This is a genomic window from Pseudomonas sp. 18-147 (assembly GCF_051048045.1).
Lineage (GTDB): Bacteria > Pseudomonadota > Gammaproteobacteria > Pseudomonadales > Pseudomonadaceae > Pseudomonas > Pseudomonas aeruginosa.
In genome coordinates, this window is record NZ_CP182296.1 from 3,688,311 (window position 1) to 3,701,460 (window position 13,150).

10 protein-coding genes and 4 tRNA genes are annotated in these 13,150 nt (G+C 63.0%); 4 read left to right on the forward strand and 10 right to left on the reverse strand.

From position 1 onward, the window contains the following. Nucleotides 1–59: 59 nt before the first annotated feature. The 3 genes from clpX to tig form a co-directional block, all read right to left on the reverse strand. Entirely contained in the window at nt 60–1,340 is a 1,281-nt protein-coding gene (clpX, locus tag ACM0M4_RS17425) for an ATP-dependent Clp protease ATP-binding subunit ClpX (RefSeq protein WP_003087924.1), read from the reverse strand. A gap of 104 nt (nt 1,341–1,444) precedes the next feature. Beyond that, nucleotides 1,445–2,086, reverse strand: coding sequence for an ATP-dependent Clp endopeptidase proteolytic subunit ClpP (clpP, locus tag ACM0M4_RS17430; protein ID WP_003098129.1), 642 nt, complete (start codon nt 2,084–2,086; stop codon nt 1,445–1,447). Between the two features lie 93 nt (nt 2,087–2,179). Continuing rightward, nucleotides 2,180–3,490 (reverse strand): trigger factor, encoded by a 1,311-nt coding sequence (gene tig, locus ACM0M4_RS17435; RefSeq protein ID WP_003087920.1) that lies wholly within the window; start codon nt 3,488–3,490, stop codon nt 2,180–2,182. Nucleotides 3,491–3,721: 231 nt separating this feature from the next. Between tig and parR the strand changes: the two genes are divergently transcribed. The 3 genes from parR (at nt 3,722) to ACM0M4_RS17450 (ending at nt 7,653) form a co-directional block, all read left to right on the forward strand. After that, nucleotides 3,722–4,429 (forward strand): response regulator transcription factor ParR, encoded by a 708-nt coding sequence (gene parR / locus ACM0M4_RS17440; protein ID WP_003098126.1) that lies wholly within the window; start codon nt 3,722–3,724, stop codon nt 4,427–4,429. Next, nucleotides 4,430–5,716 (forward strand): sensor histidine kinase ParS, encoded by a 1,287-nt coding sequence (parS, locus tag ACM0M4_RS17445; protein ID WP_034069288.1) that lies wholly within the window; start codon nt 4,430–4,432, stop codon nt 5,714–5,716. Nucleotides 5,717–5,820: 104 nt separating this feature from the next. Next, the gene (locus tag ACM0M4_RS17450) at nt 5,821–7,653 is read left to right on the forward strand and encodes a serine hydrolase domain-containing protein (protein ID WP_115288815.1); all 1,833 of its coding nucleotides are present in this window, start codon (nt 5,821–5,823) and stop codon (nt 7,651–7,653) included. A 286-nt stretch (nt 7,654–7,939) separates the two neighbouring features. On the opposite strand, the gene ACM0M4_RS17455 is transcribed toward ACM0M4_RS17450, so the two are convergent. The 5 genes from ACM0M4_RS17455 to ACM0M4_RS17475 form a co-directional block, all read right to left on the reverse strand. Beyond that, nucleotides 7,940–8,161 (reverse strand): hypothetical protein, encoded by a 222-nt coding sequence (locus ACM0M4_RS17455; protein WP_003087901.1) that lies wholly within the window; start codon nt 8,159–8,161, stop codon nt 7,940–7,942. Between the two features lie 189 nt (nt 8,162–8,350). After that, nucleotides 8,351–8,426, reverse strand: a tRNA-His gene (locus ACM0M4_RS17460). A gap of 66 nt (nt 8,427–8,492) precedes the next feature. Further along, nucleotides 8,493–8,577 (reverse strand) — tRNA-Leu (locus ACM0M4_RS17465). A 54-nt stretch (nt 8,578–8,631) separates the two neighbouring features. Further along, nucleotides 8,632–8,707: transfer RNA gene (locus ACM0M4_RS17470), tRNA-His, on the reverse strand. A 51-nt stretch (nt 8,708–8,758) separates the two neighbouring features. After that, a tRNA-Arg gene (locus tag ACM0M4_RS17475) sits at nt 8,759–8,835 on the reverse strand. Between the two features lie 278 nt (nt 8,836–9,113). Here ACM0M4_RS17475 and folD point away from each other — a divergent pair. Beyond that, complete coding sequence (gene folD, locus ACM0M4_RS17480) at nt 9,114–9,968, forward strand: bifunctional methylenetetrahydrofolate dehydrogenase/methenyltetrahydrofolate cyclohydrolase FolD (RefSeq protein WP_221345405.1); 855 nt, start codon at nt 9,114–9,116, stop codon at nt 9,966–9,968. 57 nt (nt 9,969–10,025) lie between these two features. On the opposite strand, the gene cysS is transcribed toward folD, so the two are convergent. Next, on the reverse strand, nt 10,026–11,408 hold the full coding sequence (gene cysS, locus ACM0M4_RS17485) for a cysteine--tRNA ligase (protein WP_003120296.1): 1,383 nt from the start codon (nt 11,406–11,408) through the stop codon (nt 10,026–10,028). A 9-nt stretch (nt 11,409–11,417) separates the two neighbouring features. Further along, entirely contained in the window at nt 11,418–13,088 is a 1,671-nt protein-coding gene (locus ACM0M4_RS17490; RefSeq protein ID WP_003098032.1) for a glutamine--tRNA ligase/YqeY domain fusion protein, read from the reverse strand. Nucleotides 13,089–13,150 lie beyond the last annotated feature (62 nt).

Here is a 13,150-nt window from a genome sequence, read left to right on the forward strand (position 1 = left end):
CCGGGAAAAAACAAGCGTGCCAGTCGGAAAAGAAAAGGGGCCCGAAGGCCCCTGGTCTTTCATGCCTCAGGCGCAGCCTTGGCTGGCTTTTCGCTGTTCTCGTAGATCATCAGGGGTTGCGACGAGCCATCGATGACACTCTCATCGATGACCACCTTGCTGACATCCTGCTGGGAGGGAATCTCGTACATGGTATCGAGAAGGATACCTTCGAGAATTGAACGCAAGCCACGTGCACCGGTCTTGCGTTCGAGCGCCTTGCGGGCAACCGCCTTGAGTGCGTCCGGACGGAATTCGAGATCGACGCCTTCCATTTCGAACAGCTTGGCGTACTGCTTGGTGAGAGCGTTCTTCGGCTCGGTCAGGATCTGCATGAGCGCAGCCTCGTCGAGCTCATCAAGAGTCGCGATCACCGGCAAACGCCCTACAAACTCGGGAATAAGACCGAACTTGACGAGATCTTCCGGTTCGACTTCCTTGAACGCCTCGCCGACCTTCTTGCCCATCTCCTGACTGCGCACTTCGGCATTGAAACCGATGCCGCCGCGCGCGGAACGGTTCTGGATGACCCGCTCCAGACCGGCGAAAGCGCCGCCGCAGATGAACAGGATGTTGCGCGTATCGACCTGCAGGAACTCCTGCTGCGGATGCTTGCGACCGCCCTGCGGCGGTACCGAGGCAACGGTGCCCTCGATGAGCTTCAGCAGGGCCTGCTGCACACCCTCGCCGGAAACGTCGCGAGTGATGGAGGGGTTGTCCGATTTCCGGGAAATCTTGTCGATCTCGTCGATGTAGACGATGCCCATCTGGGCCTTCTCCACATCGTAATCGCACTTCTGCAAGAGTTTCTGGATGATGTTCTCGACATCCTCGCCCACGTAGCCCGCTTCCGTCAGCGTGGTCGCATCGGCGATGGTGAACGGCACGTTCAGCAGACGTGCGAGGGTCTCGGCCAGCAGGGTCTTGCCCGAGCCGGTTGGGCCGATCATCAGAATGTTGCTCTTGCCGAGCTCGATATCGTCCTTCTTGTCACGCTGGTTGAGGCGCTTGTAGTGGTTGTATACCGCTACCGCCAGAACCTTCTTGGCCCGCTCCTGCCCGATCACGTACTGATCGAGGATGGTGCGGATCTCTTTCGGCGCCGGAAGTTTGTGCCCACTACTTTCCGCCTGCGCTTCCTGCACCTCCTCGCGGATGATGTCATTGCACAGGTCGACACACTCGTCGCAGATAAAGACCGAGGGGCCGGCAATCAACTTGCGCACTTCGTGCTGGCTCTTGCCGCAGAAGGAGCAATACAGCAGCTTGCCGTTGTCCTCGCCGTTGCGGGTATCAGTCATTCGATCGATCCAATGGGTAGCTTCAAACACAAGATGAAGGCAATTGTGGGCATTTTCAAGCCCACGAGGCGGCCGAATGTCTCGACCGCCAGTATTGCGGAGCCTTAGACGGCCAGGTCGCGCTGGGTCATGACCTTGTCGATCAGGCCATACTTGACAGCTTCGTCACCGCTCATGAAGCGGTCACGATCGGTATCGCGGGCAATGACGTCCAGGGGCTGGCCGGTGTGGTGCGCCAGGATCTGGTTCAGACGCTCCTTGATGAAGAGAATTTCCTTGGCATGGATCTCGATATCCGAGGCCTGGCCCTGGAAACCGCCCAGCGGCTGGTGGATCATCATCCGCGAATGCGGCAGGCAGTAGCGCTTGCCGGCGGCACCGCCCGCAAGCAGCAGGGCACCCATGCTGCACGCCTGACCGATACAGGTGGTCGAGACGTTGGGCTTGATGAACTGCATGGTGTCGTAGATGGACATCCCGGCAGTCACCGAGCCACCCGGCGAGTTGATGTAGAGATGAATGTCCTTCTCGGGATTTTCAGCCTCCAGGAACAGCAACTGGGCAACCACCAGGTTGGCCATGTAGTCCTCGACCTGGCCGACCAGGAAGATGATCCGCTCCTTCAGCAGGCGCGAATAGATGTCGTAGGCGCGCTCGCCGCGGGCGGACTGCTCCACCACCATGGGCACCAGGCCACCGGCGGCCTGGATATCGGGAACGTGCGGAATAAAAGAGTTGCGAGACATGTCTTGCGATCACTCCCTAACAGATAGTGAAGCCTCAAAGACGCACAAGCCAGCACTAAGGCTGGCTTGTGGGATTCGAACGAGAGGAACGAATCAGGCCGCTTGCGGAGCTTCGGCCGGCTTGACCGCTTCTTCGTAGGATACCTGCTTATCGGTCACAGTGGCCTTTTGCAGGACAGTATCTACGACTTGTTCTTCCAGTACAACAGAACGGACTTCGTTCAGCTGGGGCTCGTTCTTGAAGTACCAGGCGACGACCTGCTCGGGCTCCTGGTAGGCCGAGGCCATTTCCTCGATCATTTCGCGAACGCGACCTTCGTCGGCCTTCAGCTCGTGCTGCTTGACCACTTCGGCGACGATCAGGCCCAGCACCACACGGCGCTTGGCCTGCTCTTCGAACAGCTCGGCCGGCAGTTGGTCAGGCTTGATGTTGCCACCGAACTGCTGGACGGCCTGCACGCGCAGACGGTTCACTTCGTTGCCGATCAGGGCCTTGGGCACTTCGATCGGGTTGGCCTGCAGCAGACCTTCCATAACCTGGTTCTTGACCTTGGACTTGATCGCCTGGCGCAGCTCGCGCTCCATGTTCTTCTGCACTTCGGCGCGGAAGCCATCGAGACCGGTTTCCTTCACGCCGAACAGAGCGAAGAACTCTTCGTTCAGTTCCGGCAGCTTGGGCTCGGCTACGCTATTGACGGTAACGGTGAACTCGGCAGCCTTGTTGGCCAGGTCCAGGTTCTGGTAGTCCTCGGGGAAGGTCAGGTTGAGCACACGCTCTTCACCGGCCTTCGCCCCCACCAGCCCTTCTTCGAAGCCGGCGATCATGCGACCGGAGCCCAGTACCAGCAGGGTGCCTTTGGCGGAACCGCCGGCGAAGGCTTCGCCGTCGATCTTGCCGACGAAGTCGATGTTCAACTGGTCATCGTTCTGGGCGGCACGCTCGACTACTTCGAAACGGGTGTTCTGCTTGCGCAGGACGTCGAGCATATTGTCGACATCAGCATCGGAAACTTCGGCCTGCAGGCGCTCGACCTTGATGTCTTCCAGGCCGGAAACGGTAAATTCCGGGAAGACTTCGAAGGTTGCGATGTATTCCAGGTCCTTGCCTTTCTCGAAGGACTTGGGCTCTACCGACGGCGAACCGGCCGGATTCAGCTTCTGCTCGACCACGGCTTCGTAGAAGGTTTCCTGAATCAGATCGCCCATGGCTTCCTGGCGCGCGGAAGCTTCGTAGCGCTGACGAATGACACTCATCGGCACCTTGCCGGGGCGGAAACCTGGAATCTTGGCACGACGGGCGGTCTGCTGCAGACGCTTGTTGACTTCGGTCTCGATACGCTCGGCAGGCACACCAACGGTCATGCGGCGCTCAAGAGCGGAAGTGCTTTCAACAGAAACTTGCATGGATATTCCTCGTTGCACAGACGTAAGCCGGTCCTTCCGGCTCCCAGAATCAAGGGCATGCATTCTAGTAGAGGGAAAAGCAGAAGTCACCCCGCCAGGGTGCAGGCGGATCCCCGGGGTGTTTCCGGCCGCTTCCGCCGATCGCAGCCCGATCTCGAACGAGTCGCTGGAGCTTCGCCGGAAGCGGGCGCATATAATGCCAGCCGATTCCGCTCCGACCGATGAAACCCTATGGACTGCCCTACCCTCAGCAAGGTATTGCTCGTCGAAGACGACCAGAAGCTCGCCCGCCTGATCGCCAGTTTCCTTTCCCAGCATGGTTTCGAAGTGCGCCAGGTGCATCGCGGTGATGCCGCGTTCGCCGCCTTCCTCGACTTCAAACCGCAAGTGGTGGTTCTCGACCTCATGCTCCCCGGACAGAATGGTCTGCAGGTGTGCCGGGAGATCCGCCGGGTCGCGAACCTGCCGATCCTCATACTCACCGCCCAGGAGGACGATCTCGATCACATCCTCGGCCTGGAGTCCGGCGCCGACGACTACGTGATCAAGCCGATCGAGCCACCGGTGCTGCTCGCCCGCCTGCGCGCCCTGATGCGCCGGCACGCGCCCCTTCCCGCGTCCCCGGAAAGCCTGACATTCGGCAAGCTGAACATCGACCGACGGCGGCGCGAAGCGGAACTCGAAGGCCTCGGCATCGAACTGACCACGATGGAGTTCGAGCTGCTCTGGCTGCTGGCCAGCCAGGCAGGGGAAATACTTTCCCGCGACGAGATCCTCAACCAGATCCGCGGCATCGGTTTCGACGGACTGAACCGCAGCGTCGACGTCTGCATCAGCAAGCTGCGCAATAAACTGAAGGACAATCCGCGCGAACCGGTCCGGATCAAGACCGTCTGGGGCAAGGGCTACCTGTTCAACCCGCTGGGCTGGGAGCTCTGAATGCTGCGCCTGTTCCTGCGCCTCTACCTGCTGCTGGCCCTGGGGTTCGCCGCCGCGATCTTCGTGGTCGACCATGTCATCGACGCGTTCTACGACAGCATCGTCGAGAACTATCACCGCGACGCCGTTCGCGGCCAGGCCTATTCGCTGGTGGAAAAGCTGGCCCCGCTGGACCAGGCCGGACACCAGCGACAGCTCGAAGACTGGCGTCCCCACTACGGGCTCGAGCTGAGCCTGACGGATGCCAGGCAGGCGAAGCTGACGCAGGAAGAGCAGGCCCTCCTCGACAAGAACCTGCTGGTGGTACGCGAGGACTTCACGGAATTCATCAGCCGCATCGACGCGGGCCCGCAACTGCTCGACATCAAGCTGCCGCCGGAACCCTCGCTGACCCCACTATTCACCGTGCTGGCCTACATCCTGCTCGGCGTGCTGGTCGGCATCGCCCTGCTGGTATGGGTCCGCCCGCACTGGCGCGACCTCGAGACCCTGCGCCTGGCCGCGCAACGCTTCGGCGACGGCGACCTGTCATCGCGCACGCGCATTTTCCGACGCTCCGACATCCGCACCCTGGCCCAGCACTTCAACCAGATGGCCGACCGCATCGAAAGCCTGATCAGCAACCAGCGTGAACTGACCAACGCGGTATCCCACGAATTGCGCACGCCGATCTCCCGCCTATCCTTCGAACTCGAGCAATTGAACAAGCAGGTCGACGCCGAAGTACGCCACGACCTGATAGAGGACATGCGCGCCGATCTCGGCGAACTGGAGGAAATGGTCTCCGAACTGCTGACCTACGCCCGCCTGGAGCACGGCAACGTCGGGAGCCACCGGGAAATCGTCGACGCCGCGAGCTGGCTGGATAGCGTCGTCGCCGACGTCGCCCTGGAAGCCGAAGCCGCCGGAGTCACCTGCGAGATCAGCGCCTGCCAGGTCGAACAGATCCGCATCGAGCCTCGCTTCATGGCGCGCGCAGTGATCAACCTGCTGCGCAACGCCATTCGCCACGCACACTCGCGCGTCGAAATCGCCCTCCTCGATCAAGGCGACAGCTGTCAGATACGGGTCAACGACGACGGCCCCGGGATACCGGCGGACGCCCGGCAGAAGATCTTCGAACCCTTTTCGCGCCTGGACGACAGCCGCGATCGCAGCACCGGCGGCTTCGGCCTGGGCCTGGCGATCGTCCGCCGGGTCGCGCAATGGCACGGCGGCTATGCGGAAGCGCTGGAAACTCCGCAGGGAGGCGCCTCCTTCCGCCTGACCTGGGAGCGACCCCGTTGACAGCGGAGGCTTAACAATCTTTCACAGATTGCTGACAAAGCCGTAAGGACTGCCAGCCAGGCCCGCCCTAGCATGGGACACCTCGCCTTTCCGCCAGGTGTTCCATGTTTCGTGCAATGCATCTTTCCCTTCTCGGCTGCCTGCTCGGCACCAGCGGCTGCCACGGACTGCCGCCCGCCCCGCCAGCGCCGAGCGCCGCCGTGGGCAACTACGGCGAGGTCATCGACTATCTGCAACGCCACATCCGCCGGGAAATGGAAAGGCAGGACGTGCCCGGCCTGGCCCTGGCATTGGTCGACGACCAGCAACTGGTCTGGGCCCGCGGTTTCGGCTATGCCGACCGACAGCACAGGATCAACGCCAGCGAGCACACCGCATTCCACGCCGGCGACCTGTCCAAGCTACTGATCGCCAGCGCGACCCTGCAACTGGCCGAACGCGGCCAACTCTCTCTCGACGCTCCGCTCCAGGACACCTTGCGCGAGTTCTACGTACGCTCACGCTTCCATGCCGACCAGAGCGAGGCGGATCGCGCGATCACTTTCCGCCGGCTGCTCAGCCATCAGTCCGGCCTTCCTGGCGAACAACTGCCGCCCCTGTTCGGCGAACGCCCGAACTCACTCGGCCAACTGCCGGCGAAAGTATCCGGTGTCTGGCTGAGCAATCCGCCGGGAACCCAGGTCGCCCATTCCAACCTTGGCTACGAACTGGTCGGCGCGACCATCGAGCGCAACACCGGAAAGCACTTCGAGCAGCACATGCGCGAGCACCTGCTGGACCCTTTGCAGATGACTCGCTCCAGCTTCGCCAGGAACGCCCTGCCCCAGGCGCAACGCGCCCACGGCTACAGCGGCGGCGGTCGCCCCGGCTCCGCCAGCGACCTCCCGGTCAACGATCTGTGGAGCAGCCCGGTCGACCTCAGCCGCTTCGTCCGCATGCTGTTCGCCAAGGGGCGCCACAAGGAGCGCCAGCTTCTCAGGAAACACTCCGTCGAGGAGATGTTCCGCCAGCAGAACGCCGGCAATGCCCTGGACTTCGACTGCCAGGTGGGCCTGGCCTGGTTCCTCAGCCCGTGCGGCTCCGCGCCGCTGGAAGGAGGCATCCGTCACTATGAGTACGCCAGCGCCACCCCAGGATTCAGCGCCCATCTGATTCTGCTGCCGGAACAGCGCCTCGCCGCCATTGTCATGAGCAACGCCGATGACAGCGGGTCGCTCACTGCCTCCCTGGCCCGGCAAGCGGCGTCGCTCATGCTGCAGGTCAAACAGGGCGCTCGTCGCCCCGCCGTACAGCCCACCCCCGCGCGCGCCCCCGCACTGGAGGTGCCGAGCCCGGAGGACCGGCGACAGCTATACGGTCGCTACGCAACCCGCCAAGGCCAGATTCGCCTGTACGAGCGCAGGGGTCGCCTGTACGCGGATTTCGGCGAACAACGCGTGGAACTGTTGCGCGACACCTCGGGCTGGCTGCAGATGAGAAAAAGACTGCTGGGGTTCTGGCCTGTCGGCGTGGACAGCGCCGGACAGTTGCAACTGGACGTGGTCAGCTACGGCCAACGCCGAATCCTGGTGTCCCGCCGCCACGACCAGACCGCCTACCTCGGCGAGCGCATCGAGCCGACATCCCTGCCCCAGGCCTGGACCGAAGCCGTCGGCACCTACCGCGTCGCCAGCACGGGCCGGCACAGCTACCTGAACGGCCTGAGCATCAGGATCGAAGACGGCTTCCTGCTGGTGCGCGGGCAAGCCGGAGGAACCCGCTCCGGCGAGTTCATCCTGCAACCCATCGACAGCGCACACGCCGTCCTGGCCGGCAGCGGCCAGGGCCTGGGAGACACCTTCAGTCGCGACTTCGACGGTCTGAACGCGCTCGGCTACCGCTTCGCCCAGCAAGGCACCAAGGCACGTCCCTGGCTGCAACGGAAGGAGTCCCCATGAGAAGCCCCTCCCTGTGCCTCGCCGGCACGCTCGCCAGCCTCTGCTCCGCCGCTGTCGCCGAAGAGTGGCATGACAGCATCGGCCCGAGCGCCCTGGTGGAATACCGTTTCTGAAACGCACCGAGAGAGAATACGAACATGTTCACCGCCTTCGCCTTCCGCGGCCGCCAACCTTATACCGTTCGCCGGAACACAGCCCAGGGCGCGACCTTGCGCCCGAAACTGGCGAACCGGCCGGATGCGCCGGTTTCAGCCGGGAAGTCCTGAACTGCGGAGCGTCTACGGCCTCATTGGCAACGGATCACGCCGCTGGCGATTTCGTCGTCGATGGAGCGCAGCGCATCGGCATCCTGGTGCATCTGCTCGATCACCTCGAGCAGGCGCTGCGCCAGCTTCGGATCGTTCGCCCGCTCGACGGCGCGCATGACCTCGACCGCAGCCGATTCATGATTGTTCGCCATCTGCTTGAGAGCCTTGCGCAAGCGCTGCTCGGTCCATTTCATCGACATGTCGCTTCACCCAGACTGCATATACGGACCCGCCAGGAACGACAGGCTCGCTTAAGAGCGCCGGACCCGGAACAAGTTCAACCTGCCGTCGCGCCCATGAGGGCAGATTGGGTACCGGAAAGGCACGCGGAGAAGAGATCGTGAAGCGCAAACGAAAACGCCAGGCACAAGGCCTGGCGCTTCGAAATATGGGGTGGACGATGGGAATCGAACCCACGACACCAGGAGCCACAATCCTGTGCTCTACCAACTGAGCTACGCCCACCATATCGTGAATCGTGCCGGACGTTCCGGCTTCAACCGCAGCGGCCGGACAAGCCGAGCCTGAAGGTGGTGCGGACGGAGAGACTCGAACTCTCACGCCTTGCGGCGCTGGAACCTAAATCCAGTGTGTCTACCAATTCCACCACGTCCGCGGGACACTGCTTGGAAATGAAAACGCCAGGCCCCGGGCCTGGCGCTTCGGAATATGGGGTGGACGATGGGAATCGAACCCACGACACCAGGAGCCACAATCCTGTGCTCTACCAACTGAGCTACGCCCACCATATTACGACTTGCGGTAAAACATCGCCTGCTTCTTGCCGATTCGCCGAATGGCGCACCCGGCAGGACTCGAACCTGCGACCATCCGCTTAGAAGGCGGATGCTCTATCCAGCTGAGCTACGGGCGCTTTATTCATCTGCATTCAATGCTGAGCGCAAACTTTAAGCTCTGGCAATCACAAAGTCAGCAACCGACTTGCTTTACCTCTTACCCTGCGTCCGGCTGTGCTCGGCAAGCGGGGCGCATGTTATACAGGGGGCGAAAGGCCGTCAACGGGTTTTTTAAAAAAATTCAGCTATATAAAGGAGTTACGGCAAATCCACGGGTCGCCTCCTTTGCCCCGGGCGGCGTCCATGCGAAAATGCGCGTCCTTTTTCCACCCGATTCGATGGTTACCCTTCCGACATGACCGCACAACTGATCGACGGCAAAGCGATCGCCGCCAACCTTCGCCAGCAGATAGCCCAACGCGTGACCGAGCGCCGCCAGCAAGGCCTGCGCGTTCCCGGCCTGGCGGTGATCCTGGTCGGCACCGATCCGGCCTCTCAGGTCTATGTGGCGCACAAGCGCAAGGACTGCAAGGAAGTCGGCTTTCTCTCCCAGGCCTACGATCTTCCCGCCGAAACCAGCCAGGACGACCTGCTGGCCCTGATCGACCGCCTGAACGACGACCCCGCCATCGACGGCATCCTGGTCCAGCTACCCCTGCCCGCCCACCTGGACGCCTCCCTGCTGCTGGAGCGCATCCACCCGGACAAGGACGTGGACGGTTTCCATCCCTACAACATCGGCCGCCTGGCCCAGCGCATGCCCCTGCTGCGCCCCTGCACCCCGAAAGGCATCATGACCCTGCTCGCCAGCACCGGCGCCGACCTGTACGGCATGGATGCGGTCGTGGTCGGCGCCTCGAACATCGTCGGCCGGCCCATGGCTCTGGAGTTGCTGCTGGGTGGCTGCACCGTCACCGTGACCCACCGCTTCACCCGCGACCTGGCCGACCATGTGTCGCGCGCCGACCTGGTGGTGGTCGCTGCCGGCAAGCCGGGACTGGTCAAGGGCGAGTGGATCAAGGAAGGCGCCATCGTCATCGACGTCGGCATCAACCGCCAGGCCGACGGCCGCCTGGTCGGCGACGTGGAATACGAAGTGGCAGCGCAACGCGCCAGCTGGATCACCCCGGTGCCGGGCGGCGTCGGGCCGATGACCCGCGCCTGCCTACTGGAAAATACCCTGCACGCCGCCGAACACCTGCACGACTGAGGTCGCCGGTAATGAAAAGCCCCGCGTTCGCGGGGCTTTTCATTTATCGCTGCGGGTTCAGTCGGCCAGGCGCCAGGTAGTGCCGCCCTTGCCATCCTCCAGCACTACGCCCATGGCGGTGAGCCGATCGCGAATCCGGTCGGACTCCGCCCAGTTCTTCGCCGCCCGCGCCTCCAGGCGCGCCTGGATCAGCGCCTCGACCTCGGCCGCATCGACCTTGCCCTCGGCGCCCGCCTGCAGGAAGGCTTCCGGCTCCAGTTGCAGCACCCCCAGCAGGCCAGCCAACTGCTTCAGGCGCGCGGCCAGCGCGGCCGCCGCCGACAGGTCGCTTTCGCGCAGACGATTGACCTCCCGCGCCAGCTCGAACAGCACCGAGCAGGCACCCGCGGTATTGAAGTCGTCGTCCATCGCCGCGGCGAAGCGCTCGACATACTCCGCCGCTTCCGCCGGCGCCGCCTCGGGCAGCCCCTTGAGCGCGTTGTAGAAACGGTCCAGGGCCGCCTTGGCCTCGCGCAGGTTCTCCTCCGAGTAGTTGATCGGACTGCGGTAATGGCTGGCGATCAGCAGGTAACGCACCACTTCGGGGTGATATTTCTCCAGCACTTCGCGGATGGTGAAGAAATTGCCCAGCGACTTGGACATCTTCTCGCCGTTGATGGTGATCATCCCGCAGTGCAGCCAGGACTTGGCGTAGGGCTTGCCGGTCGCGGCCTCGCTCTGGGCGATCTCGTTCTCGTGATGAGGGAACTCCAGGTCGTTGCCACCGCCATGGATGTCGAAGGAATCGCCCAGGCAGCAGGTGGACATCACCGAGCATTCGATGTGCCAGCCCGGGCGCCCCTCGCCCCAGGGCGACGACCAGCTCGGTTCGCCAGGCTTGGCGCCCTTCCAGAGCACGAAATCGAGCGGATCCTCCTTCGCTTCGCCCGGCTCGATCCGCGCACCGATGCGCAGGTCCTCGACCCGCCGCCGCGACAACTTGCCGTAGCCAGCGAACTTGCCGACCCGGTAGTACACGTCACCGTTGCCCGGCGCGTAGGCATAGCCCTTGTCGATCAGGGTCTGGATCATCGCGTGCATGCCGGCGATGTGATCGGTGGCGCGCGGCTCCTGGTCCGGCTTGAGGATGTTCAGCCGGGCCTCGTCCTCGTGCATCGCCGCGATCATGCGCTCGGTCAGCACATCGAACGGCTCGCCGTTCTCGTTGGCGCGATTGATGATCTTGTCATCGATATCGGTGATGTTGCGCACGTACGTCAGGTCGTAGCCGCGGTGGCGCAACCAGCGGGTGATCACGTCGAACGCCACCATGCTGCGGCCGTGGCCCAGATGGCAGTAGTCGTACACGGTCATGCCACACACGTACATGCGCACCTGGTTGCCGACCAGCGGCGTGAAGACTTCTTTGGTCTTGCTCAGCGTGTTGTAGATCTGCAGCACGGTTTTTCCTCAGCCCTGTCCCCAGGAGTCACGCAGGGTGACGGTACGGTTGAACACCGGCTTGCCCGGCCTGGAGTCCTTCAGGTCGGCGACGAAATAGCCTTCGCGCTCGAACTGGAAGCGATCCTCCGGGTTCGCCTGGCCCAGCGACGGCTCGGCGCGACAGCCGGCCAGTACCTGCAGGGAGTCGGCGTTGATGTTGTCGAGGAAGCTGCCGCCCTCTTCCGCCTTCTCCGGATTGGCCGAGCGGAACAGCCGATCGTACAGGCGCACTTCGCACTCGACGCTGCCCTCGGCCGGCACCCAGTGGATCACGCCCTTGACCTTGCGGCCTTCCGGGTTCTTGCCCAGGGTGTCCGGATCGTAGCTGCAGCGCAGTTCGACGATATTGCCGTCGGCATCCTTGATCGCTTCGTCGGCACGGATCACGTAGCTGCCGCGCAGACGCACCTCGCCACCGGGGATCAGGCGCTTGTAGCCGGCCGGCGGGACTTCCTCGAAGTCACCGGCATCGATGAACAGCTCGCGACCGAACGGCAGTACGCGCACTCCCATGTCTTCCTTCGGATGACGCGGCAACTCGAGGTTCTCCACCTGCCCTTCGGGGTAGTTGGTGATCACCACCTTGAGCGGTTTCAGCACGCACATGGCACGCGGCGCGGTGGCGTCCAGGTGGTCGCGGATGCTGAACTCGAGCATGCCGATGTCGACCACGCCGCTGGCACGGTTCACCCCGATCATCTCGCAGAAGTTGCGGATCGACTCCGGGGTGTAGCCACGGCGGCGATAGCCGGACAGGGTCGACATGCGCGGATCGTCCCAGCCGCTGACATGGCCTTCGTCGACCAATTGCTTGAGCTTGCGCTTGCTGGTCACGGTGTAGTTCAGGTTGAGCCGGGAGAATTCGTACTGGCGCGGTTGCGCAGGTACCGGCAGGTTGGCCAGGAACCACTCGTAGAGCGGACGATGGTCTTCGAATTCCAGGGTGCAGATCGAATGGGTGATGCCCTCGATGGCGTCCGACTGACCGTGGGTGAAGTCGTAGCTCGGGTAGATGCACCACTTGTCGCCGGTCTGGTGGTGATGCGCATGGCGGATGCGGTACAGGATCGGATCGCGCAGGTTCATGTTCGGCGAACCCATGTCGATCTTCGCCCGCAGCGAACGGGCGCCGTCGGGGAACTCACCGGCCTTCATGCGGGCGAACAGGTCGAGGTTCTCCTCCACCGAACGGTCACGGTAAGGGCTGTTGCGGCCCGGCTCGGTGAGGGTGCCGCGGTATTCGCGCATTTCCTCGGGACCGAGGTCGCAGACGAACGCCTTGCCGGCCTTGATCAGCTCGATGGCCCAGGCATGCAACTGGTCGAAATAGTTGGAGGCATAGCAGACCTCGCCGGACCACTGGAAGCCCAGCCACTTGATGTCGGCCTCGATGGCATCGATGTACTCCTGGTCTTCCTTGGCCGGGTTGGTGTCATCGAAGCGCAGATGGCAATCGCCAGCGAATTCCTGGGCCAGGCCGAAGTTCAGGCAGATCGACTTGGCGTGGCCGATGTGCAGGTAACCGTTGGGCTCCGGGGGGAAACGGGTGACGATCTTCGCGTGCTTGCCGGCATCCAGGTCGGCTTGAACGATCTGGCGCAGGAAGTTCGGGGCGGCGGTGGTCTCTGGCTTGCTCATGGGATCCTTGGTCATGCTCTCGCCCGACCAGGGTAGGCCGGGCAAATCAAAGCGCTTATCAT